Genomic DNA, 26,331 nt, shown 5'->3' on the forward strand with positions numbered 1-26,331 from the left:
ATCGTTGCGTTGCAACATGAATGAAATTAAACCACTGGTGAGTTTATATCGTTTGTCTTCAAGCCGGGGCTTGACCAAAATCGCGCCACTCACTTCAACGCAGACACACAACAAGGAGACCTGCATGTTGCTCAAAGACAAAGTGGCCGTGATCACCGGTGGCGCTGGCCAAAATGGCTTGGGCTTTGCCACTGCCCGCATGATGGCCGAACAAGGCGCCCGCGTCGTGATCCTTGACTTGGCCGTGGCGGACCCACAAGCCGCTGCTGCTCGCCTGGGTGCGCAGCACCTGGGTCTGGTGGCCGATGTGACCGACAAGGCTTCTTGCGAAGCCGCTGCTGCCCAGATCAAGGCCGCCATGGGCCGCATTGACATCCTGGTCAACAACGCGGGCATCACCCAACCTGTGAAGTTCCTCGACATCACCGGCAGCGATTACGACCGCATTCTGGACGTGAGCCTGCGCGGCACGCTGTACGCATCGCAAGCCGTGCTGCCGACCATGATCGCGCAAAACAGCGGCTCGATCGTGTGCATTTCGTCGGTGTCGGCACAACGCGGTGGCGGCATTCTGGGCGGCCCGCATTATTCGGCCGCCAAGGCGGGTGTGCTGGGCTTGGCCCGTGCTATGGCGCGCGAATACGGCGGCAACAACATCCGCGTCAACTGTGTCACGCCCGGCCTGATCGCCACCGACATCAACAAGGGCAAGATCCCCGATGACAAGCGTCAGGCCATTTTGGATGGCATTCCGCTCGGTCATATTGGTGAGCCCAACGACGTGGCCGGTTGCGTGGTGTTCCTGGCCAGCGACCTGTCTAAGTACTGCACCGGCATCACGCTCGACGTGAACGGTGGCATGCTGATCCACTGATTTCCCGGCAGTTCTTCCCTCAATCACAACACTGGAGACAAACCATGAAAAACATTTCCCTGATCCGCCGCACCGTGCTGGCTTCGGCCCTGTTGGCCGCCTCGGGCCTGGCCGCTGCCCAGACTGTCAAGCTCACCATGGCCCACGGCAACCCGCCCGACAACCCACGCCATGTGGCTGCAGTGAAGTTCGCTGACACCGTCAAGGCCAAGACAAATGGCCGCATTGAAATCCAGGTGGCTCACTCTGCCCAGCTGGGTGACGACGCTGCCATGGTGACCGCACTGCGTTCGGGCACGCTGGACTTCTCGGCCAACAGCCAGGGGGCCATCTCGAGCGTGGTGCCCGAGTTCGCTGCGCTGGGCATGCCCTTCCTGTTTGCCGACGTGCAAAAGGCCTGGAGCGTGATGGACGGCGCCATTGGCAAAGAGTTGGCCGACAAGGCCGCCGCCAAAGGCATGGTGCTGTTGGGCTTGTGGGACAACGGCATTCGCCAGATGTCCAACAGCAAGCGCGCCATCAAGTCGCCTGCCGACATGAAGGGCCTGAAGATGCGTACCCCTCCGGACGCCGTGACGGTGGACATCATGCAGGCCATGGGCGCCGACGCGCAGCAGATCAAATTCTCCGAGCTGTATGTGGCGCTGCAGCAGGGCGTGGTCGATGGTCAGGAAAACCCCTTGACCAACATCGCCTCGGCCAAGTTGTACGAAGTGCAGAAGTACATCTCGCTGTCGGGCCACAAGTACGAGTCCACCCCATTCCTGATGAGCAAGCGCAGCTGGGACCGCATGACCCCGGCTGACCAGAAAGTGGTCAGCGAGGCCGCGCTGGAAGCCACCACGCTGCAGCGTCGTCTGAACAAGGAAGTTGATGACAAGCTGGTGGCCGAGCTCAAGGGCAAAGGCGTGCTGATCGACACCGTGGACCGCAAGGCCTTCATGGACGCATCGGCTTCGGTCTACACCAAGTGGACCTCTGGCCCGATCGGTGACTTCGTCAAGCGCGTGCAGCAAGCCGCGCGCTGATCCTTTCCTTTAACCTGGACCCGCCTGTCTGGCGGGTCCCCAAGGTGTTCTCATGAATCCTCTTTTCAAAGCGGTGGACACGGTCATCGGCTGGTGGTGCCATGCCGTGCTGTATGTGACGCTGTCGGTAGTGTTCGTCATCCTGAGTGTAAACGTGTGTCTGCGCTACGCTGCCGGCACCAGCCTGTCGTGGGCGTCCGAGCTGCCCGAGTTGATGTTTCCCTGGATGATCATGTCCGGGGTGGTTATTGCCGCGCAGCATGGCTCACACATTGCGGTGGTCATCCTCACGCAGAAACTGGGCGCCTCGCGCCGCTGGGTGCTGACCGCAGCTTCGCTCGTGGTGGCTGGCCTTTATCTGGGTCTGGCTTGGGCCGCGTGGCCCGTCTTTGAAATTGCGGCCGACGAGCGTACGCCCATCATGCAGGTCCCCGGCTCGGTCAGTGTGGGTTGTCTGCTGCTGGGCTTCGTGATGCTGGCCATCGTGACGCTGCTGCGTTTGCCACAGGTTTGGCGCGGTGAAGAACACAACGAGATCGGAGTTGACGCATGACCACCCTCATCATTGGTTTGTTCATCTTGGCCGCGCTGGCCTCGGTGCCGATTGCTCACGCGCTGGTGCTGGCTGCGGTCGGTGGCCTGCTCATCATCGACCGCGTGCCGGTGCACTTGGCGGTGGAGCAGATGATCACGCAGACGCAAAGCTTTCCGCTGATCGCTATTCCCTTTTTCATGATGACCGGTGCGTTGATGGTCAGCGGCCGACTCGGTCAAAGTCTGGTCAATTTGTTGACCATGATGATTGGCCGTGTGCACGGCGGCCCCGCCCAGGTGGGGGTGCTCTCGTCCACCATTTTTGGCGGCGTGTCGGGTTCGGCCGTGGCCGATGCCTCGGCGATTGGCTCCATGCTGATCCCCTGGTTGAAGAAGCTGGGCTACCCCGCGCCGTTTGCCGCAGGCACGCTGGCTGCTGCGGCCACCATCGACATCCTGATTCCGCCCTCCATCCCGATGATCGTGTACGCCTTGGTCTCGGGTGCGTCGATCGGTGCCTTGTTTGTGGCCGGCATCCTGCCGGGCCTCTTGATGTGCGGTGGCTTCATGCTGGTGTGTTACGTGCAGGGCCGTCGCCGCAATTTCCCGCGCGACACCACGCCTTTCCACTGGGGCGAGTTTGGCCACCAGCTGCTGCACGCTGGCCCTGCGCTGGCCATGCCGGTGCTGATCATCATCTTCCTGCGCTTTGGCATCGCCACGCCCACCGAGGTGAGCGTCATGTCCACGCTGTACGCGTTGGTTGTCTCGGGCGTGGTCTACCGCGATCTGAATCTGGCCAAGCTCAAGCATGCGGCCGTCGAGGCTGGCGTGTCCACGGGTGTGGTACTGCTGATCATCATGGCCTCCAGCGTGGTGGGCTGGATCGTGACCTATGAACAGCTGCCTGCCGCCTTCACCCAGTACGCCAAGGAAACGCTGCAGCAACCCTGGCTGATCATCCTGGCCATGAACCTGATCATGCTGGCCGTGGCCATGTTCATCGACCTGCCCGCCGCCGTGTTGCTGCTCACACCGATGTTTGTTCCGCTGGCTTCGGCTGTGGGCATGGACACCATCCAGCTGGGCATCATGATGATCGTGAACCTGTCTATTGGCCTCTACCACCCGCCGATTGGCACCACCCTGTTCATCACCAGCTCGATTGCCAAGGTGCGCATCGGTGACGTGGTGAAAGAGCTGATTCCTTTCTATGCCGTCGCCATCGCACTGTTGCTGGGCTTTGCCTACCTGCCGTGGCTGACCCTGCGTTGAACCCTTACGGAAGAACACACCGATGAGTACCCTTCAGGAAATTGCCAGCTGCGCCTGGCGCATCCGCCGCTACGCGGTGCGCATGGGCGAAGTACAGGGCCAGGGCTATGTGGGCCAGGCGCTGGGTTATGCCGACGTGCTGGCCGTGGCCTACGGCCATGCCATGAACTTCAAGCCCGAGGACCCCGAGTGGGAGGGCCGTGACCGCTTCCTGCTTTCGCACGGGCACTACGCGATCGCGCACTATGCCGCCATGATCGAGGCCGGGATCATTCCCGAGTCCGAGCTGGAAACCTATGGCAGCGACGACAGCCGCCTGCCCATGTCGGGCATGGCCACCTACACGCCGGGCATGGAAATCTCGGGTGGCTCGCTCGGACAGGGCTTGCCGATTGCCGTGGGCATCGCGCTCGGTCTGCGGCATCAGAAAAACCCGGCTTTTGTCTACAACTCCATGTCCGACGGCGAGCTCGACGAAGGCTCGGTGTGGGAAGCGGCCATGTCGGCCGCGCACCACGGGCTGGGCAACCTGATCTGCATGGTCGACATCAACAACCAGCAGGCCGACGGCCCATCCAGCAAGGTGCTGGGTTTTGAGCCCTTGGCCGACAAGTGGGCTTCTTTTGGCTGGCATGTGCAGCGCGTGGATGGCAACCACTTGCCCGCCGTGCTGCGTGCATTTGACACCGCCCGCAGCCTGACCGATGCCAAGCCCCGGGTGATCCTGTGCGACACGCTGATGGGTAAGGGCGTGCCCTTTCTGGAAGCCCGCGAGAAGAACCACTTCATCCGCGTCGATCCACCCGAGTGGCAGCAGGCGCTGGCCATCCTGGACGAAAACGCACCCGAGGGAGCCCAAGCATGAACACTGTTGCCCAGAAGAAACCCCGGCTGACCACCTCGGCCATGATCGCCTCGATCGCGAGCGAAGGCCAGCGTGTGCAGGCTGCGCCCTTTGGCAAAGCATTGGTTGAATACGCCGACAGCCACCCCGAAGTGGTGGGTATGACGGCGGATCTGGCCAAGTACACCGACCTGCACCTGTTCGCCCAGGCCTATCCCGAGCGCTTTTTCCAGATGGGCATGGCCGAGCAGCTGCTCATGGGCGCTGCGGGTGGCATGGCCAAGACCGGTCTGGTGCCATTCGCTACGACCTACGCCGTGTTCGGCACGCGCCGCGCTTATGACTTCATCCACCAGGTGATCGCCGAAGAAAACTTGAACGTGAAAATTTGCTGCGCCTTGCCGGGCCTGACCACCGGCTATGGCCCCAGCCACCAGGCCACCGAAGACTTGGCCATGATGCGGGCCATTCCCGGCCTGACGATCGTGGACCCTTGCGATGCGCTCGATATCGAGCAGGCCGTGCCGCAAATTGCCGAGCACAAAGGGCCGGTGTACATGCGCCTCTTGCGTGGCAATGTGCCGCTGGTGCTGGACGAATACAACTACACCTTTGAATTGGGCAAGGCCAAGATGCTGCGCGAAGGCGGTGATGTGCTGGTGATCTCCAGCGGCTTCATGACCATGCGCACGCTCGAAGTGGTCAAACAGCTGGAAGCCGACAAAGTCCATGTGGCGGTGCTGCATTGCCCGACCATCAAGCCGCTGGACGAAGCGACCATCCTGGCTGAAGTGCGCAAGCCGGGTCGATTGGTCGTTGTGGCTGAAAACCATTCCATCGTGGGTGGCTTGGGCGAGGCGGTGGCTAGCTTGCTGATGCGCGAAGGTGTGCTCCCTGCAAAGTTCCGCATGTTGGCGCTGCCCGATGCCTTCCTGGACGCGGGCGCTTTGCCCACGCTGCACGACCGCTACGGCATCTCGGCTGAAAAGATGAACAGCCGCATCAAGGCCTGGCTGGCCTGAATGCCTCGGCCAAAAAGTCCACAAACGCCCTGACCCGCGCGGCCGATTTGTGCTGCGCCGGGTAGACGGCGTAAATGTCGGCATCGGGCGTGTGGTACTGCGGCAGCACCTGCACCAGCTGGCCTGTGGCCAGGTGGTCGCGGATGTCCCATTCGGCCCGCAGAAGGATGCCGTGACCGTCCAGCGCCCATTGCACCGCGATGCCGCCGTCGTTGGTGGTCAGGTTGCCGCGTGTCTTGATGGTCTCGGTTTTGCCCGTGCGCCCACGCGCCAGCTTGAGCACGCCATAGGCCTCGCCGCCCTGGCGGATGCTGATGAAGTTGTGCCGTGTGAGATCGGCTGGGGTCTTGGGTTCGCCGTGCTGCGCGATGTAATCGGGGGCGGCACACAGCAAGCGCTGGTTGCTGGCGATCTTGCGCGCAATGACGCGGCTGTCGGGCGGCGGACCAAAGCGGATGCACACGTCAAACGCGTCGTCGCTCAGTGCGGGCGGGTCCACCGACAGTTGCAGCTGTGCGTCGACCTGCGGGTATTGCCGCACAAAGCGGCTGATGAGTGGGCCGATGTGGCTGCGGCCAAAGCCCAGCGTGGCGTTGATGCGCAACAGGCCGCTGGGTGTGGAGCGGCTGGCACCCAGTTGTTGTTCCAGATCGGCCATCTCGGCCAGGATGCTGCGGGCATGGCGCAGCATGGTTTCGCCTTCCACCGTGAGGCTCATGCGGCGGGTGGTGCGGTTGACCAGCGGCACGCCCAGACGCGACTCCATTTGCGACAGGCGCTTGCTGACGGCGGCCGTGGTGATGCGCATCTCGCGTGCGGCGGCACTCAGGCTCCCGGCCATGGTCAGGGCAGAAAAGAAGCCCAGATCGGCGGCTTGCAGGCGTGGTTCCATTGTTGAATACAGGTTAACAATGCATTGAATTTTAGGGTGTTTGTTGATGTAGGGCGGTTTCACAATGGCCACGTCGTTCAACACCCATCTGAATTCACATGAAAACCTACCGCATCGCTACCATCCCTGGAGACGGCATTGGCAAAGAAGTCATCCCCGCAGGTCAAGAAGTCATGCAGGCCCTGGCGCAAGCTTGTGGCACTTTTGCCTTCGAGTTTGAAAACTTCGGCTGGGGCGGAGACTACTACCGCGAGCACGGCGTGATGATGCCCGCCGATGGCCTGGATGCGCTCAGGAACAAGGACGCCATCCTGTTCGGCTCGGCCGGTGACCCGCACATCCCCGACCACATCACGCTGTGGGGCCTGCGCCTGAAGATTTGCCAAGGCTTTGACCAGTACGCCAATGTGCGCCCCACGCGCATCCTGCCGGGCATCGATGCGCCTTTGAAGCGCTGCACCCCCCAGGATTTGGACTGGGTCATCGTGCGCGAGAACTCCGAGGGCGAATACTCCGGCGTGGGTGGCCGCGTGCACCAGGGCCACCCGATCGAGGCGGCCACCGATGTGTCCATCATGACCCGTGCCGGTGTGGAGCGCATCCTGCGCTACGCCTTCAAGCTGGCGCAATCGCGCCCGCGGAAACTGCTGACGGTGGTGACCAAGAGCAACGCCCAGCGCCACGCCATGGTCATGTGGGACGAGATCGCGCTGCAAGTGTCCAAAGAGTTCCCCGATGTGAAGTGGGACAAGGAACTGGTGGATGCCGCCACCGCCCGCATGGTGAACCGTCCGGCCAGTCTGGACACCATCGTCGCCACCAACCTGCACGCCGACATCCTGAGCGACCTGGCGGCGGCCCTGGCGGGCAGCCTGGGCATTGCGCCCACGGGCAACATCGACCCCGAGCGCCGTTACCCCAGCATGTTCGAGCCCATCCACGGTTCGGCCTTCGACATCATGGGCAAGGGCCTGGCCAACCCGGTGGGCACTTTCTGGTCGGTGGTCATGCTGTTGGAGCACCTGGGCGAGAACGCTGCAGCCCAGCGCCTGATGAAAGCCGTGGAGGCCGTGACCGCCAACCCGGCGCTGCACACAGGCGATCTGGGCGGAACCGCCCGCACAGTGGACGTGACAGCAGCCGTGTGCAAAGCCTTGATTTGATGCGGTTTTAGCGGTTTGATCAAAATGAATTTCCCTTTTGACTGACTTTGCGCTCTTCACTTTTTGAAAGGTTTGAACATGCGATCCAAGCTTCTCTGTGTCCCTGCAGCCCTGGTCATGTGTGTGTCTGTCAATGCGTTTGCGCAGGACTACCCGGCGACCAACAAAACCATCACCTTTGTGCTGCCCTATGCAGCAGGGGGGCCCACAGACAAAGCGGCACGCGATTTGGCGCAGTCCATGAGCAAGGCCATGGGCGGGCACAGCATCGTGATCGACAACGCCGCTGGCGCTTCCGGCTCCATCGGTGCCAACAAGGTGGCCAAGGCTGCGCCTGATGGCTACACGCTGCTGTTTACGCACATCGCGCAGGCCACTTTGCCCAGCTTTTTCCGCAACCTGCCCTACAACGTGGAGAAGGACTTCGAGTACCTGGGGCTGGTGAGCGAGAACCCGATGAACCTGATCGGTCGCCCCAGCTTGCCCGCCAACAACATGGCTGAGCTGGTGAGCTGGATCAACGCCAACAAAGGCAAGATCAACATCTCCAACGCCGGACCAGGTTCGGCTTCGCACCTGTGCGGCATGCTGTTTCAGTCGACCCTCAAGGTGGACATGACCTCGGTGCCGTACAAAGGCACGGCCCCCGCCATGACCGATCTGATCGGTGGTCAGGTGGACCTGATGTGTGACCAGACCACCACCACGATCCCGCAGATCGAAGGCAAGAAGGTCAAGTCGTTTGCCGTGACCACGCCCACGCGTTTGAGCTCGCCTGTGCTCAAGGACATGCCCACCATGCAGGAGGCCGGACTCAAGGACTTCACGGTCACGATCTGGCAAGGCCTGTATGCGCCCAAGGGCACGCCAGCGGCGGTGCTCAAAAAGCTCAACGATGCACTCAAGGTGGCGGTCAAAGACCCTGAGTTCATCCGCAAGCAAGATGCCGGGGGAGCCTCTGTCATCAACGACGCGCGTAACGATCCGGCAGGCCACAAGGCCTTCGTGATGTCCGAGGTGGCGAAGTGGGCGCCCATCATCAAGGCGGCAGGCGTGTACGCAGATTGACGGTGCATTTTCGAATCGCTTCGTGATTCAGCACAATACGGCGGAGAAAGACCCTCTGGAGATGTGCTGATGTCCAAGCCCGGATACAACCTGGCGCGATTCGATTTTGTGTCCATCCGGCTGGCGGTGCTGTGTGCCCAGACCGGCAGTCTGACCACAGCGGCGCGGCAGTGCAATCTGGTGCTGCCCGCGGCCAGTCGGCGTTTGAAAGAGCTGGAATCGGCCACGGGCTGTCAGTTGTTTGATCGACATTCCCGTGGACTGAGCATGACGCCTGCCGGGCGAATTTTCATGCGCAGGGGCTTGACCTTGCTGCAAGAGATGGAAGGCCTGGCCAGCGAGTTGGCCGATATGCACCAAGGCATCGCCCGGCATTTTCGGCTGTTTGCGGGCACGGCGGCTATCAACCAATTCCTGCCCCCACTGATGGCCACTTACACCCGCCTGCATCCAGAAGTGCAGATCGATCTGGAGGAGCAGGGGTCGGAACACGTGGTGCAGGCTCTGCGCGAAGGTCGTGCGGATGTAGGGGTCTTTGTGGAAGGCCCTGACACCGATGGTTTGGATGTGAGGGATTTCCGTGAGGACGAGTTGGTCTTGATTTTGCCGAGACAACACGCCTTGTCGGGCAAATCACCCCTGGCCTTTGCCGATGCATTGGATGAGTCCTGGGTCAGCCTTAACGCCGGAGCGGCCCTGTTGCAGCAACAGCAAAGCGCGGCCATGGCCGCTGGTCGAGTGTTCAAGCTGCGCATGCAGGTGCGCAGCTTTGATGCCGTGGGGCACATGGTGGCCTCGGGTTTGGGCATTGCGCTGTTGCCCAAATTGGCGGCGCTGCCTATCGTGCGGGCGATGCAGCTGAGCTGGCGTCCATTGCAAGACGATTGGGCCCGGCGACGTCTCAAGGTGGGCATCCGCAGCGAGGCCGACTCCTGGATCTCGGACTTCAGGGATTTCTTGCAGAAGTCTTCGCAAAATGCGAAGACAGTCTGATCAATTCGCCAATAGACGCATCCGCTCATCCACAGGACACTGTGGCGCATGAGTTCAACCCAAGTTCCTCCCTCGCCCAATCTCAGTGCACTTTCAGGCTTGAAGGTGCTGGAATTGGGTCAGCTGATTGCGGGGCCATTTGCCGCCAAGACCCTGGCCGACTTTGGCGCTGAAGTGATCAAGATTGAGCCGCCAGACAGTGGCGACCCGTTGCGCAAATGGCGCATGCTCAAGGATGGAACGTCTGTGTGGTGGCAGGTGCAGTCGCGCAACAAGCGTTCGCTGGCGCTGGATTTGCGCACGCCCGAGGGGCAAGAGCTGGTTCGCCAGTTGGCGGCCGAGGCCGATGTGCTGATTGAAAACTTTCGCCCAGGTGCACTGGAAGGCTGGGGGCTGTCGCCCGATGCCTTGATGGCCAGCAACCCCCGCTTGATCGTGCTGCGCATCAGTGGCTATGGCCAGACAGGGCCTTACCGCAACCGCCCGGGCTTTGGCGTGATTGGCGAGGCCATGGGCGGCTTGCGCCACCTCACGGCAGAGCCAGGTCGGGTGCCCGTGCGTGTAGGGGTGAGCATCGGTGACACCTTGTCGGCGCTGCATGGGGTCATAGGCATCTTGCTTGCCTTGCAGCACAGGCATGCCACTGGGCAAGGGCAGGTGATCGATGTCGCCCTGTACGAGGCGGTGTTCAATTGCATGGAAAGTCTGTTGCCCGAGTACAGCGCTTTCGGCGCGGTGCGCGAACCCGCAGGCAGTGCATTGCCGGGCATTGCCCCCACCAACGCATACCTGTGCCAGGACGGCGCTTATGCCTTGGTCGCTGGCAATGGCGACAGCATTTTCAAACGCCTGATGGCCTTGATTGAGCGCCCGGACCTGGCCAACGATCCGGCGCTGGCCGACAACGCAGGCCGTGTGGCGCGTGTGGCCGAGTTGGATGCCGCCATTGGGGCCTGGACGGTTCAGCGACCGGTGTCTGAGGTATTGGAAGCACTGGACCAGGCTGCAGTGCCAGCCGGGCGCATTTACACCGTGGCGGACATCGCGGCTGACCCCCACTACCAGGCGCGGGGCATGTTGCAAACGCTGACACTGGACGATGGCAGCGTCATGACGGTGCCCGGGATCGTGCCGAAGTTGTCGGTAACACCAGGCCAGCATCGCCGCAATGCGCCGCAGCTGGGGCAGGACACCGATCAAGTCCTGGCAGAGATGGGTTTGAGTGCCGACCAGATCCAGTCTTTGAAAGCGTGCGGCATTGTAGGAGGTCAGGCATGAAGCAGCGCATCCATTTCAATGAGGTGGTGACCCGTGACGGCTTTCAGATGGAGCCGGAATTTGTGCCCACGGACAGCAAGGTGGCCTTGATCAATGCGCTCAGCCAATGCGGCTATGCCAAGATCGAGGTGACCTCATTCACCTCGGTCAAAGCCATCCCGATGCTGCGCGATGCAGAGGAAGTCATGGGGCGGATTGAGCGCGTGCCCGGTGTGGAGTACACCGTTTTGGTGCCCAATTTGCGCGGGGCCGAGCGGGCCATGGAGTCTCGTCCAGACGAGTTCAATCTGGTCATGTCCACTTCGGAAACGCACAACCTGGCCAATTTGCGCATGCCCCGCGAGCACAGTTTTGCGGCCTTGCGAGATGTGGTTGCGCGTTATGCCCAGCAGGTCCCGATCAATGTGTCTTTGTCGGCCTGTTTTGGCTGTCCGATGGAGGGCGATGTGCCGCAAGCCGAGGTGCTGCGGTGGGCGCAGCGTTTTGCCGATCTGGGCGTGCGGGGCCTCACGATTTGCGACACCACAGGTATGGCCCATCCAGAGCAGGTGGCACGCATGTGTGATGTGCTTCAGGCGCGTTTTGCACATTTGCAGCTGACACTGCATTTTCACAACACCCGAGGCATGGGCCTGGCCAATGTGCTGGCTGCTGCGCAGTCTGGCATTGACCGTTTTGACGGCTCCTTGGGGGGCTTGGGAGGGTGCCCTTATGCACCCGGTGCGAGCGGCAACATCAGCAGCGAAGACGCGATCCATATGCTGGATGCGATGGGCTATGACACGGGCATAGACCTCGCGCGTTTGTTGCCTATCGCCCGTGAACTGCCCGCCATTGTTGGCCATACCGTGCCCGGACAGGTCGCCCAGAGCGGCATGATCACCGATCTGCACCCAGCGCCGCCCTCGGTGGCCGAACTGAAAAAGGAGTTTCAATGATCGATCACCTCGACCACCTCGTTTTGACCACTGCGCGTGAAGCCGCGTGTGTCGATTTCTATACCCGTGTCCTGGGCATGCAGTTGGAAAGCTTTGTCGGCGGCACGCCCCCTGTTGAGCGCAGGGCCTTCAAGTTTGGCAACCAGAAAATCAATTTGCATGTGCAGGGCTCTGAGTTCGAGCCCAAGGCTCATTTGCCCGTTCCCGGTGCGCTCGATCTGTGCTTCATCGTGCAAGGTACGCTCGAAGAGGTGCAGGCGCACCTGGCGCAATGCCAGTGGCCCATTGTCGAAGGTCCGGTGGTCCGCACGGGTGCCACGGGCAAGATCCGCTCGGTCTATGTGCGCGACCCCGACCACAACCTGATTGAGCTCTCGGTACTGATTTGAGCGACGAACCCAGGAGAACCACATGAAAAAACGCACATTGCTGGTGGCTGTGTCCGGGTGTCTGGGGCTGAGCATGGCCTGGTCGCAAGCCAAGTTCCCGGACCGCCCGATCACCCTCGTGGTGCCCAGCGCGCCGGGTGGCACCACCGATTTCACGGCACGGCTGATCGCAGAGCCCTTGTCGCGGGCACTGGGTCAGCCCGTGGTGGTGGACAACAAGGCGGGTGCTTCGGGCAACATCGGCAACCAGGCCGTGGCCAAGGCCAAAGCCGATGGCTACACACTGCTGCTGGCCTACAGTGGTTACCAGGTGGGCAACCCGCACCTGTTCAAAAAAGCGGGGTGGGACCCGATCAAGGACTTCGCACCGGTGGCGATGCTCACCCGTGCACCGCAGGTGCTGGCCGCACGAGCCAATTTGCCCGCCAACAACCTGCGCGAACTCATCGCCTACGCCAAAGCCAACCCGGACAAGCTCAACTACGCGTCTTCGGGCAACGGATCGATCCAGCACATTGCAGGTGAACTCTTTAAGCAGATGACGGGCACCGAGATCCAGCACATCCCTTACAAAGGCGCTGGTCCGGCTGTGCAGGACTTGCTCGGTGCTCAGGTGGACCTGTTCTTCACCACCCCGGCATCGGTGGTGAGTCACATCAAGGCGGACAAGCTCAAAGGTCTGGCTGTCACCAGCAATGCCCGGCTGACTTCCTTGCCGCAGGTGCCCACCGCGCGCGAGTCGGATCTCAAGGACTTCACACTGGACTCCTGGTTTGCCCTGTATGCGCCCGCTGGCACGCCTGCCGAGGTGGTGCAAGTGCTCAGCAATGAAGTGGGCAAAATCCTGGCCACAGCGGAGGTGAAGAAAAAAGCAGAAGAGGCAGGCACCCAGGTGGATTACATGGGGCCTGCTGCATTGGCTGACTACACCCGCAAGGAACTGGCCTTCTGGGGCCGGGTGATCCAGAGCGCCAAAATTTCAGCCGATTGAGTGACTGGCCAAGGGCCAAATGGGTGATGTCTTAAAAGCCTTTATCCTCTTGCGCTGTGTTTATTGCCTGAGATGTTGTCACCATGAACGATCCCCAAACCGTGTTGCGCCAGCTGTACGACGTTGCGGTGCAACGCGCCTTGCCGCTGCACAACACCGCGGCCCATTTGCCACCACCGCCCAAAGGCCGCACGCTGGTGCTGGGTGCAGGCAAGGCGGGCGGCGCCATGGCGCAGGCGGTCGAGGCGCTGTGGCCCCAGCATGCCCCTTTGTCGGGCCTGGTGGTGACGCGTTATGGCCACACCCCGCCGCGTCCTGAGGGTTTGCCTGCGCGCATCGAGGTCGTGGAGGCCTCGCACCCCGTGCCCGATGCGGCGGGCTTGCAGGCGGCCGAGCGCATTCTGGCGCTGACCCAAGGCCTCACGGCCGATGACCTGGTGCTGTGCCTCATTTCGGGCGGTGGCTCGGCGCTGCTGACCCTGCCTGCCGAGGGCCTGAGTCTGGAGGACAAGCAAAGCATCAACCGTCAGTTGCTCGCCAGCGGTGCCAACATCGCCGAGATGAACTGCGTGCGCAAGCACCTCTCGCGCATCAAGGGCGGTCGCCTGGCGGCGGCGTGCGCCCCGGCGCGGGTGGTCACGCTCACCATCAGCGATGTGCCGGGCGATGACCCGTCCATCATCGCCAGCGGCCCCACGGTGCCCGATGCCACCACCTTTGCCGACGCGCTGGCCATCTTGCAGCGCTATGCGATCGACGTGCCCGATGCCGCCTTGCAGGCGCTGCGCAGCGGTGCGTGGGAGACGCCCAAACCCGGCTCGCCCGTCTTTGAAGGTCACCACGTGCACATGATCGCAACCCCTCAGCAGTCACTGGAGGCCGCAGCCGATGCAGCGCGTGCGATGGGCTTGAACGCCTACATCCTCAGCGATGAAATTGAAGGCGAGTCGCGCGAGGTGGGCAAGGTGCATGCGGCGCTGGCCCGCGCTGCCGCCAAAGGGCAGGGGCCTTTCGTCAAGCCCTGCGTGATCTTGAGCGGGGGCGAGACCACCGTGACCATCAAACCGCAAGCTGCGGGCACGCCCCGTGGGCGCGGAGGTCGGGCCGGTGAGTTCTGCATGGGCCTGGCGCAGGCCCTGCAAGGTCAGCCGGGGGTGTGGGCGCTGGCGGCCGACACCGACGGCATCGACGGCGTGGAAGACAACGCCGGGGCCCGCGTGGCACCCGACACCCTGGCGCGTGCATTGGCGTTGGGCCACAAGGTGGATGCGTACCTGCAGCGCAACGATGCCTATGGTTACTTCGAGGCACTGGGCGATCTGGTCATCACCGGACCCACACACACCAATGTGAACGACTTCCGCGCCATGCTGGTGATGTGAAGCACCGGTGCCGCTGGGGGGCGGCGGCTGCCGACGCGTCGTTTGATCCGGATCAAAACAACAAGACCCCACCTCTGGCACATTGGGCACCATGTTGCCCGCACCCCTTGCCCCGTCTGCTGCAGCCCAGCGTCTCGCGCCTGGCGCCGTGCTGTTGCGCCGTGGCGAGTGCACCAGCCAGGTGCTCCATGTGGACCAAGGGCGGGTCATGCTGGGCATTCTGGAGCGCGGTACCTTGCACCACCAATTGGGTGTGGTCGAAGGTCCTTTTTGGCTGGAAGCGGCTTCGGGACTGTTGGGTTTGCCCCATGCGGTCGACGCCGTGGCCGAAACCGAAGTCAGCATGTACCCGGTGGCGCTGTCGGATTTTCGGGCCCATGTGGACAGCTTGCCCGAGCCGTCCAGAACCCTGTTGACCGACCTGGCCAAAGCACAGCGCCAACAAACCGAAGTGGCCGTCAGCCGTCTGGCCAAGGATGCCGATGCGCGCTGTGCCGAGTGGTTGCTCAACCATGCCGAACGTGACACGGCTTCAGGCCGCTTGCAGGTGAACCTGAGTGAGCGCAAACGCGCGATTGCTGCACAGTTGGGCATTGCGCCTGAGACGCTGTCGCGCATGCTCAAACAGTTGCGTGAGCGCGACCTGATCAGTGGTCGTGGTCGCGTGCTGCAGCTGATCAATCTCGACGCTTTGCGTCAGCTGGCAGGTGTTGGCGTTTCTGAGCGCCAGCACGTGCCAGCTTAGGCCGCTGTCTCAGTCACCCACAATTTTGCGTTCGCGGATGATGGCGCCAAACCGTTTGGAGTCGTCTGCTGCACGTGCGCCAAACTCGGCAGGCGTCAAGGGCAGGGCTTCTCCACCCAGGTTCTGGATGCGGTCTTTGAGCGCCTGTGTGCCGAGGATGCGGTTGACCTCGCGGTTGATGCGGGCGACCACATCTGCAGGCGTGCCTGCGGGGGCATAAAAGCCAAACACCGAATCGGCATCAAAACCTTTGAGGCCCGCCTCATGCAGCGTGGGCACGTCTGGGAACAAGGGCGAGCGTTTCATGCTGCCGACAGCCAGCAGCTTGAGTTTGCCCGCGCGCACTTGGCCCAGGCCAATGCCGGGGTCAAAGTAATAGTCCAGCTGGCCGGCCAACACGTCTTGCAGCGCAGGTGCTGCGCCGCGGTAGGGCACATGCACAGCAAACAGGCCCGCCTGGCTTTTCATCATTTCACCGGCCAGGTGCGGCGAGCTGCCGTTGCCTGCCGAGCCATACGACAGGCGACCGGGGTTGGCTTTGACGTAGGCCAGAAATTCCTGGATGTTGTTGGCCGGGAAGTTGGGCTTGGCCACCAGGAACACCAGCACCCGCGCGGCCGATGCCACGGGCACCAGGTCTTTGGCCGGGTCAAAGGGCATGCGGGCGTAGATGTGTGGGTTGACCGAGACCATGCCGCCCGAGCTCATGAGCAGGGTGTAGCCGTCGGCAGGTGACTTGGCCACCAGCTCTCCACCCAGATTGCCGTTGGCGCCGCCTTTGTTTTCGATGACCACAGCTTGGCCCAAAGCTTCGCCCAGAGGCACGCCAATGGCCCGGGCGATCTGGTCGGCTGCGCCACCTGGCGGAAAGTTCACCACGATCTTGACCGGCTTGCTGGGCCAGCTTTGCGCGGCTGCGCTCAGGCACAGTGCAGGGCCGGTGATGACCGCCAGCAACGCAGTGCCCAGCACACGCCGTGTGAAGAAACCTGTTTTTTTCATATTTGTCTCCTTGAAGTTGGTGGGTGTGTCTTTGGCCATGCCAGGGCCAGTTCAGGTTTTTTGCAGTCTCGGATTTTTCATCCAGAGCACAGGTTGTTCTTTGACAGGGCGCGCTGGCGCACCGTGTTGCAGCAAGGCCTGGTCGAGCGCTTGACCGGCTTCGTCTTGCAGGGCGGCCTGACGGATGCGGGCCACGGCCTCAGCCTGCTCGGCCACAGGCACTGGGGAGGCCGGGCCGCACACATGGCGCAGGATGTGGAGCAGGTTGTCCTTGCCGCGTTCGTTGGTGCTGCCGTAGCCTTTGATGAGCTGCCCGCAACGCGCCAACTCCAGACCCAGTGCGGGCGACAGACGTGTGGCGGCCTCGATCCCGCCCAGCCATTCTTCGATCAAGGCTTGCTCGGTGGCATAGCGGCTGCCCAAGGGGCGCAGCACACGCAGGCTGGCCAATAGGCGCAAGCTGGCCATGCCCCACAGCGCGTGCCGCGCAACTTTGAGTGGCATAGACCAAGGCGCAAGGCCTCGGGCCACCCGGGCGCGGTCCCAGCGCAGCAACCGCTTGGCCAAGCCCTGTGGCAAGAGTGCTGCCAATTCGGGTACGCCTGGCTTGAAGTGGTCGTAGACCTTGAGCACATCGCCTTCTTTGGCTTTGACTTCCTGCGTCACGCGGTCCCAGCGGCTGGCGCGGCTTTTCAGATCGGCCACGCGGATGATGTCGTCAAACGCCATCCACAGGGCCAGCCAGCGGGTGGCTTCAAGCGTCACGGGGCGGGTGTTGCCAGGTGAGTTGGATTCCGTATTCAGCAGGCGTTCGAGCCGCTGCACGTACAAACGGGCGTAAGCGGGGCTTTGGTATTCCACCAGGCGCTGGTGGGCCAGGGCCATCAAGGGGTGCAGCTCTGCTGGAAATTTGGCAGCCACATCGGCAGGCAGAACAGCCGATGCAGCGGGCGCAACCACGGCAGGTTTCATCACATGCTCGACATACTGCGCCTGCTCGCGCTGTCGCGTGACCACATCAAAGGCCAGCGCAAAGCCGCGCAAACTGGCCTTGGCCGAGCTGCTGGTGCCCGCCAACACGGCTTCATAATGCGACCGCGTAAAAGGCAGCAAGCCACTGCCCGCAATGGCTCCCAACATGACGGCGCTGACCATGGTGCCGCTTTGCTGGCACAAACTGGCCATGTCCATCACATGGTGGCGCTGGCTGTGCGCAGCCACCACATCGAGCAGCGGACCTTCAGGTCGGCGGCCATCGCCCATGGTCATCTTCTCGGCGGTGGTCAGCGCCCGCGACGAGGCGCTGATCACCAGCGTGCGGTCGCTTGAAGCCAGGCCGTTGCCAATTTGGCGTGCGGTCTCCAGCAACTCAGACGACACCAGCGCATCGAGCCTGCCCGGCAGCGGGTTCAGGCCCAGCACCGGCAAGCGGCCTTGCAGCTGGCTGTGGGGCAGGGGGTAGACCTCCAGGTAATAGGTGGTGGCCCCGGTGCGTTGCGCCACACCGGGGATGGAGGTGGCTTGGGCCGGGTAGCCTGCGTGGCGGGCCACGTCGACCAGCCAGTCGGCCAGCACGCCGCCGCCTTCACCGCCCAAGGCGCACAGCAAAATCGAAATCGGTTGGGTCATGGTGTGTCTCTGGAATAGGCGTTTCAAGCGGGTTGCAACCAGCGGGTGGCCAGGCCTTGCCAGCGGGCCCACAGACGTTCGTGCCACTTGGGGTTTTGCACCACTTCGGCGCGGTAAAACGAGGGACACAACGTGGCCGCATGCGCGTTTTCGCCGCACAAGCCGCAGCCCACACAGCCGTCGATCACGGTGGCCACCGGGTCCACTTTCAATGGGTCCGGGTTGTCCTTGAGCGTGAGGGTGGGGCAGCCCGAGAGGCGAATACAAGCGTGGTCGCCGTTGCACACGTCTTCGTCCACGCCGTACTTCACGCGCTCCACCCGTTCGCCTTTGGACAGCAGCGAGGCCAGCCAGGGCTTGATGCGGCGCTGGCGTTCCAGCTGACATTCGCCTTCGGCCACGATGACTTTCAGGCCCTGGAACTCGGTGGTGAAAGCCTCGGTCAAGGTGGCCTGCATGTGGCTCACCTCGTAGGTGTGCACCGTGCGCAGCCACTGCACGCCCAGGCCTTTGAGTGTGGACTCGATGGTCTGGTTGGTGTGCACCATGCTCTGGCGCTTGTCGCCCGCCAGTTCCTTGGCGATGTCGGTGGGCGTGTTGATGATGTCCTGCGTGCCCGTGGCGGAGGTGTAGCCGTTCTTGAAGATCAGCAGCACCGCGTCGTCGCCGTTGAACAACGCACTTTGCACGCCCGTGAGCAAGCCGTTGTGCCAGAAGCCGCCGTCGCCCATCACCGACAGCACACGCCGCTTCATGACGGGCGACACGCCCGCCCGGCTGGCCAGGCTCATGCCGTAACCCAGGATGGAGTGGCCAAAGGAAAACGGCTCGAAGGTGGCCAGCGCGTGGCAGCCGATGTCGCCCGCGATGTGCACCGGGCCCACGTCTTGTTGCGCCAGTTTGAGCGCAGAAAACACCGGGCGCTCAGGGCAGCCAATGCACATGCCCGGTGGCCGTGCGGGTACGGGACTGCCCAAGAGGGTTTGCACTTGCTGGCGGCGCTCGCCGTTGGTGGTCAGCCATTGGCGCGTGGCCTCGGGCATGGCGTCGGCTTGGTGGCGATCCATGAATTTGAGCAGGCCTTGGGCCATGACCTCGGCGGTGTATTCACCACCCGAGGGCAGCATGTCTTTGCCGTGCAGCGGGGTTTGCAGATCGAGGCGGCGCAGCATCAGCGCCAGTTCTTGCTCGATGTATTCGGGCTGACCTTCTTCGAGCAGCAGCACCGCCGATTTGTCCTTGCAGAAATTCACCAACTCGTCGGGCACCAGCGGGTAGGTCACGTTCAGCACCAGCACCGACAGGCGGGTCACGCCAAAGGCATCGGCCAGGTCGAACTGCTGCAGGGCGCGGATCAGTGTGTTGTAGAGGCCGCCTTGAACGATCAGACCGAGGTGGCGGTGGGTGCTGCCTTCAAAGTGTTCGTTCAGGCGCTGCTCGGCAATGTATTGGCGGGCGGCGGGCAGGCGGTGCTCGACTTTGCGTTTTTCCTGCGCAAAGGTCACTGGCGGATGCGCCAGCCGCATGTAGTTGAACCCTGCGGGTTCGTCGATCAGGTGCTTTTTGGACAGCTTGGGGGCCTGGTTGTCCTTGGCCACAAACTGGCCGCGCACATGGCAGGCGCGGATGCGCAGTTCCATCATCACCGGCATGTTGGAGGCTTCGGACAGCCGGAAACCGTGCTCGACCATGTTGACCATCTGGCCCAGTTCAGGTCGTGGGTCGAGCAGGCACATGCCCGACTTGAGCGCATAGGCGTGTGTGCGCTCTTGAATGACGCTGGCGCCTTCGCCGTAGTCTTCGCCCACCACGATCAGCACGCCGCCGGTCACGCCGGGTGAGGACAGGTTGGACAGCGCATCGGCCGCCACGTTGGTGCCCACAATCGATTTCCAGGTCACTGCACCGCGAATCGGGTAATGGATGGACGCGCCCAGCATGGCTGCGGCAGAGGCCTCGTTCGAGCAAGCCTCCACATGTACGCCCAGCTCGTCCATGTAAGGCTTGGCCTGCACCATCACATCGAGCAGGTGCGAGACCGGAGCACCCTGGTAGCCGCCCACATAGCTCACGCCCGACTGCAGCAGGCCCTTGGTGATGGCCAGGATGCCTTCGCCATGAAAGACCTCGCCTTGGCCCATGCGCAGGGCCTTGATTTCTTCGTGAAATGAAACTTCCAACGCACGCTCCTTGGGGGGTGGCCCCAGATGGAGGGCCGCAAGTTCATCTTACGTATAAGCGCATAAAATATTCTTAATAAATGGTATGCGCTGAATGAATATCAAAGACCTGGATCTGAACTTGCTGCGCCTCTTTGACGCAGTGTGGCGTTCGCGCAGCGTGAGCCTGGCCGCTCAGCAGCTGGGCATGTCGCAGCCTGCAGCCAGTCAAGGTCTGGCCCGCTTGCGGGCGGTGCTGGGTGATGCCCTGTTCGAGCGCCATGGGGCAGGGGTGCGTCCCACCCCCCGCGCCGATCGCCTGGCGCAATCGGTGCAGCTGGCGCTGGCCACGATTGAAGAAGCCTTGAACGCTTCTCAGGTGTTTGACCCCAAGCGTTCTGGCCGGGTTCTGCGGGTGCATTTGAGTGACATTGGCGAGGCCCGGTTTCTGCCTGAGCTGGTGCTGGCTTTGCAGCGGCAAGCCCCCGGGATGCGTCTCGAAGCCTTGCCCATGCCGCACGACAGGATCGGCGCCGCGCTGGACAATGGGCAGCTGGATTTGGCCATCGGTTTTTTGCCTGAAGTGACCGATACCCTGGCGCAGCCTTTGCTCAGTGATCGCTATGTCTTGCTCATGCGCCAAGGGCACCCCATGGTCAAGCGCTGGCGCCAGCTGAAGACAGACCCAGACACACCGTCCGACGTCCTGCAAGCTGCGCTGGCCGAACTGGAGTTTGCCGCGGTGCGCACCCATGCTGACACCTTGCGCATTCTGGAGCTCATGCGTTGGCAGCATCGGCTGCGGCTGACGGTGAGCCATTTCCTGTCTTTGCCTGCCATTGTGCGCAGCAGCGACTTGGCGGTGCTGATGCCGCGCAACTTTGCGCAGGGTTTTGCCGTGCAGGGAACACTCGACATCATCGAACCCGAGTTGCCGTTGCGTGACTTTGTGGTCTCCATGCACTGGAGCCAGCGTTTTTCCAAGGACCCGTGCTCGCAATGGTTCCGTGCTACGGTTGCACAGTTGTTCAATTCATCGCCACCATGAGTTCATCGAAACCCTACCTCAGCGAAATCGAAGCGCCCAGCCGCGCCGATGTGGATGCCCTGCGCGGCCTGACCGTGCTCGAATTCGGCACCGACTGGTGCGGCCACTGCCGCGCTGCACAGCCTGTGGTGCAGCAGGCGCTGGCACAGCAGCCGCAGTGGCAACACCTCAAAGTCGAAGACGGCCCGGGCAGGGCACTGGGGCGCAGTTACCGCGTCAAGCTCTGGCCCACCTTGCTTGTCTTGCGCGATGGGCAAGAGGTGGCCCGCGTGGTGCGCCCTGTGGCCGCGCAGGACGTGCTGGCCGCACTGTCGGCCTGAAGCATGTCGAACATCGAGATTTGGCTGACGCCGATCGAAGCGGGCCTGCGTGCGCACGCCGATGCGCAGCAGGCCGTGCCCATGAAGGCCTACATGCTCGGGCAGTTCGAGTTTCTGGGCATCCGCGCTGGCCCACGTCGCGCGGCGGTGAAACATGCACTCCAAAGCTTGCCTAAGTTTGCGGGCACGGCTGATGAATTGCTGGCGCTGGCCCATGCCCTGTGGCAGCTGCCCGAGCGCGAATTCCGATACACCGCCATTGATTTGCTGGCCAAACACCACAAGCGGCTCGATGTGAAGGCCTTGCCGCGCATCTTGCAGCTGGTGCAAACCGATCCGTGGTGGGACACGGTCGATGGCCTGGCCGGGGTGGTGGGCGACATCGTGCTGCAGGCCAAATCGAGCCAGCCCGATGTTCAGCACCACATGGATGCCTGCCTGATTCACCCCCACCTGTGGGTGCGCCGCGTGGCCATGCTGCACCAGCTGGGCTGGCGCGAGCAAACCGATCAGGTGCGGCTTTTCCGTTACGCGCTCACGCTGGCCCCCGAGACAGACTTTTTCATCCGCAAAGCCATTGGCTGGGCCTTGCGCGACCATGCGCGCACCCAGCCTGATGCGGTGCGGGCATTTCTGGCCCGGCATGCCGAGCAGCTGTCGGGCCTCACGCGCAGGGAAGCGGGCAAGCACCTTGGCTAGCTGTATGAGGTGGTGCAGAATGCATAAATACTGTATAAATGTACAGTTATGCATGAGCCACCCATCGCCATCCCCGTCCGTCAGATCAAAGGCCGTGGCAGTGCCACGCGCCTGGCGCACCGCTTCGAGCGCGATGCCCGAGAACCTTTTGACGACGGCTGGGCAGCTGACTTCGAAGAAGCCACGCGCACCACCACCACCTGGACCTGGGAAGAGGCCAAAAGCGCCATCAGCCGCAACACTTCACCCGACATCGGCTTTGACCGCTCGATCAACCCCTACCGGGGCTGCGAGCACGGTTGCAGCTACTGCTATGCCCGCCCCTCGCACAGCTACCTGGGCCTGTCGCCCGGGCTGGACTTTGAGACCCGTTTGATCGCCAAACGGGGCCTGAAAGAGCGCCTGATCCACGAACTGGCGAGTCCGCGGTACAGCCCGGGCATGGTGGCGCTGGGCACCATCACCGATGCTTACCAGCCGCTGGACCGCGAACTCCGCTTGACCCGCGAGGTGCTGCAGGTGCTGCACGACTGCCACCACCCCATGGCGGTGGTCACCAAGGGCAGTGGCATCGAGCGCGACATCGACCTGCTCGCACCCATGGCGGCGCGCAGGCAGGCGGGGGTTTATGTGAGTGTGACCACGCTCGACGCAGATCTGGCCCGCCGCATGGAGCCCCGCGCTGCTGCGCCGTGGCGGCGCTTGCGCACCATCCGCACGCTGGCCGATGCGGGCATCCCGGTGGGGGTGAGCGTGTCGCCACAGATTCCGTTCATCAACGACGACATGGAGCAGGTGCTTGAAGCCGCTCGCGATGCCGGAGCCACGAGCGCGTTTTATGTGGTGCTGCGCCTGCCGTGGGAGTTGTCGCCACTGTTTCGGCAATGGCTGGACCTGCACTACCCCGACCGCGCCGCACGGGTGATGGCCCGCATGCACGACCTGCGCGGCGGCAAGGACTACGACGCCAGCTTTGCCACGCGCCGCAGCGGCCAGGGCATCTGGGCTGACCTGATCGCCCAGCGCTTTGACAAGGCCTGCAGACGGCTGGGTCTGAACCGCAGGCGGCATGAGTGGAATGTCGAGGATTTCAGGCCGCCGTCCACGGTGGGGCAGATGGGCTTGGATTTTTAAATGAAAACAAAAATGTTATTTTGTATGATGCTGGCGTGATCAAAAGATGCCAAAGAGTTGGGAGGGTACATGCGAATTTCTTTCAAAATCATGGCTGCACTGGTCGTGGCCTTCTGCCTGGGGCAAGTTCAGGCCCAAGCCCAAGAGGAATTTCAGGGGCTGTACCAAAAACTGCAGGTCATGGCAGAGGGCGGCGATGCTGAGGCCCAGTACCACGTGGGCATGTTTCTCAACAATGGCATTGGCACTGAGAGAAACTTCAAGCAGGCATTTGCTTGGTTTGAGACTTCCGCCCAAGCGGGCAATGCACTGGCGGCCTACAAGGTGGGCTGTTACCTTGACGGGCAGTGGGGGCCGATCGTGACTCTGGACAAAGACAAAGCCCTCGCGTTCAAACTGGAGGCTGCCCAGCGTGGTTATGCCCTGGCACAACAGGATGTGGGCATCATGTACATGCAGCGCCAAATGCCGGATGAAGCCAGGCGGTGGTGGCTTGCAGCAGGCCAGCAAGGTTTGGCCAATCCTTTGTACAACCTGTCAGTGAGTTACCTCCAAGGCCAGGGCGAAGCCATAGATCGGGTACGTGGATATGCTTTTTTCAAGTTGTCAAAACTGCTCTCAGAGAAACGCATCAACGGGCAAGCCCAGGCATCGCTGGATACCATCCGTCAATCCATGTCCGACGATCAAGTCCAACTTGCAGAAAAAATGGTGGAAGATTGGCGTGTGGAGCGCACCCCACTCACACTGGAGGCTTCACAAGGTTTGCAAAGAGCCAGGGCACTCGTCAGCGGGCGCTGATCATTTCAACGATGGCGGTAAAAGCAGTTCATTGGCGGTGCGCATGTAGAGTGGGGCTTTGAAAAGGCGACAACGTCCATGAACCCCTTCCAGAACAGCAGGTATTTCGCTTTCACACCGCAAGCCATTTTTGCCGCCATCCAGGCCCCTGAGCGGCTGGCCCGTTGGTGGGGGCCTGATGGGTTCAGCAACGCATTCGAAGTTTTTGAATTTCGCGCGGGTGGGCACTGGGTGTTTGACATGGTGGGGCCAGACGGCACACGCTATGCGAACGAGTGCGTGTTCGCCCACATCGAAGCCGACCGCCAGGTGGTGATCGACCACACCTGCGCACCTTTGTTCAGGCTCACCATCACGCTCACACCCGAAGGCGAGGGCACGCGTGTGCACTGGCTTCAGGTGTTTGAAGATCCCGCATTTGCGCAGGCCATGAAACACATTCTGGAGCCGGCCAATGCGCAAAACCTGGACCGCCTGGGCCTGGAGTTGGCGCGGGCTTAATTGAGCAAGGCGCCCGCGTCTTCGTACCAGAACATCAGCGCGGCGTCGTAGCTTTCCCACACACAACCATTGCAACCACGCCCACAGCACGAGGTGGGCTCGGGGGGCGGTTCCCGAAAGTCGTGGCCAGCGGCTTGCAGGCGTTCCTGGAATTGCGCAATGCCCCGACGCACGGACGCGCGTTGGGCCTCGTTGGGGTCGATGATGGGGTGATCGTTCTCGCAGCTCATGCCCGATTGTCTGACATGCCCGTGGGTGCGGCGATCTGGCCTTGCACCACCGTGTGTGCAATCAAGCGCTCGTCGCCCAGCACGATCATGGCAAACAGCCATTCGGCCAGGGTCTCGGTTTGTGCGGTGCGGCGCGCCAGCAGGGGCGTGGCTTTAGGGTTGAGCACCACGAAGTCGGCTTCGCAGCCAGGCAGCAGGTTGCCCACCTTGCCGTTCAAGTCCAGTGCTGCAGCAGCGCCTGCCGTGTGTTGCCACCAAAGGTGTTCGGGCGCGAGGCTCATGCCGGGGCGGCCCACGCTTTGCCGTGCAACGGTGTAGGCCGCGTGCATGGTGTGAAACGGGCTGAAGCTGGTGCCGCCACCCACATCGCTGGCCAGGCCGTAGCGCAAGCTCGCCGCATCCGAGGCGGTGTAGTCAAAGAAACCGCTGCCCAGAAACAGGTTGCTGGTAGGACTGACCGCGGCTGTCGCGCCCACCTCGGCCATGCGGCAGCGGTCGGCTTCATCGAGGTAAATGCAGTGCGCATAGACCGAACGCTGGCGCAACAGGCCAGCGCGGTCGTACACATCCAGGTAACTGCGCGCTTCGGGAAAGAGTTCGTGCACCCAGCGGATTTCGTCGAGGTTTTCGGCCACGTGTGACTGGATCCACACATCGGGAAATTGCTGTGCGATCTCGCCTGCGCCATGCAGTTGCTCGCTGGTGCTGGTGGGCGCAAAGCGCGGCGTGATGGCGTAGCCCAGACGGTCCACGCCGTGCCAGCGGCGGATCAGGTCTTCGGTCTGGCGCAGGCTCAAAGCCGTGTCGGTGTCGCGCAGGCCGTCGGGGCTGTGGCGGTCTTGCAGCACCTTGCCGGTGACCATGCGCAGGCGGCGCTTTTGCGCCTCGGCCATGAACACATCGACCGACTCAGGGTGGGCGGTCGCAAAGCACAAGGCCGTGGTCACACCATGGCGCATCAGCTCGTCCATGAAAAACGCGGTCACTTCGTGGGCGTAGGCAGGCTCTGAAAAATGCCTTTCGTGCGGGAAGGTGTAGTGCTCCAGCCAAGGCAGCAAGCCCTCGGCGGGCGAGCCGATCACATCGGTTTGCGGGTAGTGGATGTGCAGGTCCACAAAGCCGGGCGCAATGCACAGGCCAGGCCAGTGGGTGACAGACAGCTCAGGGTAGTGCGGGGCCAGATCACGGTAGGGGCCGATGGCCTGGATGCGCACGATGCCGTCGGCGCTTTGTCCGGTGACGAGCAGGCCATCGCTTTCGTGGCGGGCTTGGGGGGTTTGCGGGTCCGGAAACCACAAGAGGCCAGCGCGCCAGCCTTGCAACTTGGTCAATGTCTCGTGGGTATTCATCGGATGAACAAGGATAAATCCGGGGATGATCAGGCATGCCCCG

27 protein-coding genes are annotated in these 26,331 nt (G+C 62.4%); 21 read left to right on the forward strand and 6 right to left on the reverse strand.

Annotated elements, in window-relative coordinates:
- The first annotated feature begins 124 nt into the window (after positions 1 to 124).
- From IC609_RS13855 to IC609_RS13880, 6 genes are read left to right on the forward strand one after another with little or no spacing between them, the layout of a single operon-like run.
- Positions 125 to 874 carry an SDR family NAD(P)-dependent oxidoreductase gene (locus IC609_RS13855; protein WP_191820104.1) on the forward strand — a complete coding sequence of 250 codons (750 nt, stop codon included), beginning with the start codon at positions 125 to 127 and terminating at the stop codon, positions 872 to 874.
- A 44-nt stretch (positions 875 to 918) separates the two neighbouring features.
- Complete coding sequence (locus IC609_RS13860; protein ID WP_191820105.1) at positions 919 to 1,902, forward strand: TRAP transporter substrate-binding protein; 984 nt, start codon at positions 919 to 921, stop codon at positions 1,900 to 1,902.
- A gap of 52 nt (positions 1,903 to 1,954) precedes the next feature.
- Positions 1,955 to 2,455 carry a TRAP transporter small permease gene (locus tag IC609_RS13865; RefSeq protein WP_191820106.1) on the forward strand — a complete coding sequence of 167 codons (501 nt, stop codon included), beginning with the start codon at positions 1,955 to 1,957 and terminating at the stop codon, positions 2,453 to 2,455.
- The gene (locus IC609_RS13870; RefSeq protein ID WP_191820107.1) at positions 2,452 to 3,711 is read left to right on the forward strand and encodes a TRAP transporter large permease; all 1,260 of its coding nucleotides are present in this window, start codon (positions 2,452 to 2,454) and stop codon (positions 3,709 to 3,711) included. The genes IC609_RS13865 and IC609_RS13870 overlap by 4 nt, the downstream gene beginning before the upstream one ends.
- Positions 3,712 to 3,733: 22 nt before the next feature.
- The gene (locus IC609_RS13875; protein ID WP_191820108.1) at positions 3,734 to 4,576 is read left to right on the forward strand and encodes a transketolase; all 843 of its coding nucleotides are present in this window, start codon (positions 3,734 to 3,736) and stop codon (positions 4,574 to 4,576) included.
- Positions 4,573 to 5,577, forward strand: a complete 1,005-nt coding sequence (locus IC609_RS13880; RefSeq protein ID WP_191820109.1) for a transketolase family protein — start codon at positions 4,573 to 4,575, stop codon at positions 5,575 to 5,577. The genes IC609_RS13875 and IC609_RS13880 overlap by 4 nt, the downstream gene beginning before the upstream one ends.
- Here the strand turns inward: IC609_RS13880 and IC609_RS13885 are convergent.
- A complete protein-coding gene (locus IC609_RS13885; RefSeq protein ID WP_191820110.1) occupies positions 5,558 to 6,469 on the reverse strand; it encodes a LysR family transcriptional regulator in 912 nt (303 codons plus the stop codon). The two genes, IC609_RS13880 and IC609_RS13885, sit on opposite strands and share 20 nt — an antisense overlap.
- 98 nt (positions 6,470 to 6,567) lie before the next feature.
- On the opposite strand from IC609_RS13885, the gene IC609_RS13890 reads away from it, so the two are divergent.
- From IC609_RS13890 to IC609_RS13930, 9 genes are all read left to right on the forward strand, one after another.
- On the forward strand, positions 6,568 to 7,632 hold the full coding sequence (locus IC609_RS13890; protein WP_191820111.1) for a tartrate dehydrogenase: 1,065 nt from the start codon (positions 6,568 to 6,570) through the stop codon (positions 7,630 to 7,632).
- Between the two features lie 78 nt (positions 7,633 to 7,710).
- Positions 7,711 to 8,700 carry a tripartite tricarboxylate transporter substrate-binding protein gene (locus IC609_RS13895; protein WP_191820112.1) on the forward strand — a complete coding sequence of 330 codons (990 nt, stop codon included), beginning with the start codon at positions 7,711 to 7,713 and terminating at the stop codon, positions 8,698 to 8,700.
- A gap of 69 nt (positions 8,701 to 8,769) precedes the next feature.
- Positions 8,770 to 9,693 carry a LysR family transcriptional regulator gene (locus IC609_RS13900; RefSeq protein ID WP_191820113.1) on the forward strand — a complete coding sequence of 308 codons (924 nt, stop codon included), beginning with the start codon at positions 8,770 to 8,772 and terminating at the stop codon, positions 9,691 to 9,693.
- Positions 9,694 to 9,741: 48 nt separating this feature from the next.
- Positions 9,742 to 10,971 (forward strand): CaiB/BaiF CoA transferase family protein, encoded by a 1,230-nt coding sequence (locus IC609_RS13905; protein WP_191820114.1) that lies wholly within the window; start codon positions 9,742 to 9,744, stop codon positions 10,969 to 10,971.
- Positions 10,968 to 11,909 (forward strand): hydroxymethylglutaryl-CoA lyase, encoded by a 942-nt coding sequence (locus IC609_RS13910; RefSeq protein ID WP_191820115.1) that lies wholly within the window; start codon positions 10,968 to 10,970, stop codon positions 11,907 to 11,909. Before IC609_RS13905 ends, IC609_RS13910 begins: the two co-directional genes overlap by 4 nt.
- The gene (locus tag IC609_RS13915; RefSeq protein ID WP_191820116.1) at positions 11,906 to 12,298 is read left to right on the forward strand and encodes a VOC family protein; all 393 of its coding nucleotides are present in this window, start codon (positions 11,906 to 11,908) and stop codon (positions 12,296 to 12,298) included. Before IC609_RS13910 ends, IC609_RS13915 begins: the two co-directional genes overlap by 4 nt.
- Positions 12,299 to 12,320: 22 nt before the next feature.
- Positions 12,321 to 13,289, forward strand: coding sequence for a Bug family tripartite tricarboxylate transporter substrate binding protein (locus tag IC609_RS13920; RefSeq protein ID WP_191820117.1), 969 nt, complete (start codon positions 12,321 to 12,323; stop codon positions 13,287 to 13,289).
- An 83-nt stretch (positions 13,290 to 13,372) separates the two neighbouring features.
- On the forward strand, positions 13,373 to 14,671 hold the full coding sequence (locus IC609_RS13925; RefSeq protein WP_191820118.1) for a glycerate kinase type-2 family protein: 1,299 nt from the start codon (positions 13,373 to 13,375) through the stop codon (positions 14,669 to 14,671).
- Positions 14,672 to 14,762: 91 nt separating this feature from the next.
- Positions 14,763 to 15,416 (forward strand): Crp/Fnr family transcriptional regulator, encoded by a 654-nt coding sequence (locus IC609_RS13930; protein ID WP_191820119.1) that lies wholly within the window; start codon positions 14,763 to 14,765, stop codon positions 15,414 to 15,416.
- 9 nt (positions 15,417 to 15,425) lie between these two features.
- Here IC609_RS13930 and IC609_RS13935 read toward each other — a convergent pair whose 3' ends face one another.
- From IC609_RS13935 to IC609_RS13945, 3 genes are read right to left on the reverse strand one after another with little or no spacing between them, the layout of a single operon-like run.
- The gene (locus IC609_RS13935) at positions 15,426 to 16,418 is read right to left on the reverse strand and encodes a Bug family tripartite tricarboxylate transporter substrate binding protein (protein ID WP_191820120.1); all 993 of its coding nucleotides are present in this window, start codon (positions 16,416 to 16,418) and stop codon (positions 15,426 to 15,428) included.
- A gap of 51 nt (positions 16,419 to 16,469) precedes the next feature.
- Positions 16,470 to 18,047: an indolepyruvate oxidoreductase subunit beta family protein gene (locus IC609_RS13940; protein WP_191820121.1), complete on the reverse strand. Its 1,578-nt coding sequence runs from the start codon at positions 18,045 to 18,047 to the stop codon at positions 16,470 to 16,472.
- 23 nt (positions 18,048 to 18,070) lie between these two features.
- Positions 18,071 to 20,227 carry a thiamine pyrophosphate-dependent enzyme gene (locus IC609_RS13945; protein WP_191820122.1) on the reverse strand — a complete coding sequence of 719 codons (2,157 nt, stop codon included), beginning with the start codon at positions 20,225 to 20,227 and terminating at the stop codon, positions 18,071 to 18,073.
- Between the two features lie 94 nt (positions 20,228 to 20,321).
- Here IC609_RS13945 and IC609_RS13950 point away from each other — a divergent pair, with 94 nt between their 5' ends.
- From IC609_RS13950 to IC609_RS13975, 6 genes are all read left to right on the forward strand, one after another.
- A complete protein-coding gene (locus IC609_RS13950; protein ID WP_191820123.1) occupies positions 20,322 to 21,254 on the forward strand; it encodes a LysR family transcriptional regulator in 933 nt (310 codons plus the stop codon).
- Positions 21,251 to 21,574, forward strand: a complete 324-nt coding sequence (locus IC609_RS13955) for a thioredoxin family protein (protein ID WP_191820124.1) — start codon at positions 21,251 to 21,253, stop codon at positions 21,572 to 21,574. Before IC609_RS13950 ends, IC609_RS13955 begins: the two co-directional genes overlap by 4 nt.
- A gap of 3 nt (positions 21,575 to 21,577) precedes the next feature.
- Complete coding sequence (locus IC609_RS13960) at positions 21,578 to 22,273, forward strand: DNA alkylation repair protein (protein ID WP_191820125.1); 696 nt, start codon at positions 21,578 to 21,580, stop codon at positions 22,271 to 22,273.
- Between the two features lie 48 nt (positions 22,274 to 22,321).
- The gene (locus IC609_RS13965; protein WP_191820126.1) at positions 22,322 to 23,407 is read left to right on the forward strand and encodes a PA0069 family radical SAM protein; all 1,086 of its coding nucleotides are present in this window, start codon (positions 22,322 to 22,324) and stop codon (positions 23,405 to 23,407) included.
- A gap of 69 nt (positions 23,408 to 23,476) precedes the next feature.
- Positions 23,477 to 24,208 (forward strand): tetratricopeptide repeat protein, encoded by a 732-nt coding sequence (locus IC609_RS13970; RefSeq protein WP_191820127.1) that lies wholly within the window; start codon positions 23,477 to 23,479, stop codon positions 24,206 to 24,208.
- Positions 24,209 to 24,286: 78 nt separating this feature from the next.
- Positions 24,287 to 24,709: an SRPBCC domain-containing protein gene (locus IC609_RS13975; protein WP_191820128.1), complete on the forward strand. Its 423-nt coding sequence runs from the start codon at positions 24,287 to 24,289 to the stop codon at positions 24,707 to 24,709.
- Here the strand turns inward: IC609_RS13975 and IC609_RS13980 are convergent.
- Together IC609_RS13980 and guaD are read right to left on the reverse strand one after the other, a co-directional pair.
- Positions 24,706 to 24,939: an oxidoreductase-like domain-containing protein gene (locus IC609_RS13980; protein ID WP_191820129.1), complete on the reverse strand. Its 234-nt coding sequence runs from the start codon at positions 24,937 to 24,939 to the stop codon at positions 24,706 to 24,708. The genes IC609_RS13975 and IC609_RS13980 overlap by 4 nt on opposite strands.
- The gene (gene guaD / locus IC609_RS13985) at positions 24,936 to 26,288 is read right to left on the reverse strand and encodes a guanine deaminase (RefSeq protein ID WP_191820130.1); all 1,353 of its coding nucleotides are present in this window, start codon (positions 26,286 to 26,288) and stop codon (positions 24,936 to 24,938) included. Before guaD ends, IC609_RS13980 begins: the two co-directional genes overlap by 4 nt.
- Between the last annotated feature and the right edge of the window lie 43 nt (positions 26,289 to 26,331).

The sequence above is a fragment of the Limnohabitans radicicola genome (assembly GCF_014837235.1).
Taxonomy (GTDB): Bacteria; Pseudomonadota; Gammaproteobacteria; order Burkholderiales; family Burkholderiaceae_C; genus Limnohabitans_A; species Limnohabitans_A radicicola.

Excerpts from the sequence above, each read along its gene's own strand:
- IC609_RS13855 (WP_191820104.1), top strand. The coding sequence starts at position 125 with ATGTTGCTCAAAGACAAAGTGGCCGTGATCACCGGTGGCGCTGGCCAA.
- IC609_RS13860 (WP_191820105.1), top strand. The coding sequence starts at position 919 with ATGAAAAACATTTCCCTGATCCGCCGCACCGTGCTGGCTTCGGCCCTG.
- IC609_RS13865 (WP_191820106.1), top strand. The coding sequence starts at position 1,955 with ATGAATCCTCTTTTCAAAGCGGTGGACACGGTCATCGGCTGGTGGTGC.
- IC609_RS13870 (WP_191820107.1), top strand. The coding sequence starts at position 2,452 with ATGACCACCCTCATCATTGGTTTGTTCATCTTGGCCGCGCTGGCCTCG.
- IC609_RS13875 (WP_191820108.1), top strand. The coding sequence starts at position 3,734 with ATGAGTACCCTTCAGGAAATTGCCAGCTGCGCCTGGCGCATCCGCCGC.
- IC609_RS13880 (WP_191820109.1), top strand. The coding sequence starts at position 4,573 with ATGAACACTGTTGCCCAGAAGAAACCCCGGCTGACCACCTCGGCCATG.
- IC609_RS13885 (WP_191820110.1), bottom strand. The coding sequence starts at position 6,469 with ATGGAACCACGCCTGCAAGCCGCCGATCTGGGCTTCTTTTCTGCCCTG.
- IC609_RS13890 (WP_191820111.1), top strand. The coding sequence starts at position 6,568 with ATGAAAACCTACCGCATCGCTACCATCCCTGGAGACGGCATTGGCAAA.
- IC609_RS13895 (WP_191820112.1), top strand. The coding sequence starts at position 7,711 with ATGCGATCCAAGCTTCTCTGTGTCCCTGCAGCCCTGGTCATGTGTGTG.
- IC609_RS13900 (WP_191820113.1), top strand. The coding sequence starts at position 8,770 with ATGTCCAAGCCCGGATACAACCTGGCGCGATTCGATTTTGTGTCCATC.
- IC609_RS13905 (WP_191820114.1), top strand. The coding sequence starts at position 9,742 with ATGAGTTCAACCCAAGTTCCTCCCTCGCCCAATCTCAGTGCACTTTCA.
- IC609_RS13910 (WP_191820115.1), top strand. The coding sequence starts at position 10,968 with ATGAAGCAGCGCATCCATTTCAATGAGGTGGTGACCCGTGACGGCTTT.
- IC609_RS13915 (WP_191820116.1), top strand. The coding sequence starts at position 11,906 with ATGATCGATCACCTCGACCACCTCGTTTTGACCACTGCGCGTGAAGCC.
- IC609_RS13920 (WP_191820117.1), top strand. The coding sequence starts at position 12,321 with ATGAAAAAACGCACATTGCTGGTGGCTGTGTCCGGGTGTCTGGGGCTG.
- IC609_RS13925 (WP_191820118.1), top strand. The coding sequence starts at position 13,373 with ATGAACGATCCCCAAACCGTGTTGCGCCAGCTGTACGACGTTGCGGTG.
- IC609_RS13930 (WP_191820119.1), top strand. The coding sequence starts at position 14,763 with ATGTTGCCCGCACCCCTTGCCCCGTCTGCTGCAGCCCAGCGTCTCGCG.
- IC609_RS13935 (WP_191820120.1), bottom strand. The coding sequence starts at position 16,418 with ATGAAAAAAACAGGTTTCTTCACACGGCGTGTGCTGGGCACTGCGTTG.
- IC609_RS13940 (WP_191820121.1), bottom strand. The coding sequence starts at position 18,047 with ATGACCCAACCGATTTCGATTTTGCTGTGCGCCTTGGGCGGTGAAGGC.
- IC609_RS13950 (WP_191820123.1), top strand. The coding sequence starts at position 20,322 with ATGAATATCAAAGACCTGGATCTGAACTTGCTGCGCCTCTTTGACGCA.
- IC609_RS13955 (WP_191820124.1), top strand. The coding sequence starts at position 21,251 with ATGAGTTCATCGAAACCCTACCTCAGCGAAATCGAAGCGCCCAGCCGC.
- IC609_RS13960 (WP_191820125.1), top strand. The coding sequence starts at position 21,578 with ATGTCGAACATCGAGATTTGGCTGACGCCGATCGAAGCGGGCCTGCGT.
- IC609_RS13965 (WP_191820126.1), top strand. The coding sequence starts at position 22,322 with ATGCATGAGCCACCCATCGCCATCCCCGTCCGTCAGATCAAAGGCCGT.
- IC609_RS13970 (WP_191820127.1), top strand. The coding sequence starts at position 23,477 with ATGCGAATTTCTTTCAAAATCATGGCTGCACTGGTCGTGGCCTTCTGC.
- IC609_RS13975 (WP_191820128.1), top strand. The coding sequence starts at position 24,287 with ATGAACCCCTTCCAGAACAGCAGGTATTTCGCTTTCACACCGCAAGCC.
- IC609_RS13980 (WP_191820129.1), bottom strand. The coding sequence starts at position 24,939 with ATGAGCTGCGAGAACGATCACCCCATCATCGACCCCAACGAGGCCCAA.
- guaD (WP_191820130.1), bottom strand. The coding sequence starts at position 26,288 with ATGAATACCCACGAGACATTGACCAAGTTGCAAGGCTGGCGCGCTGGC.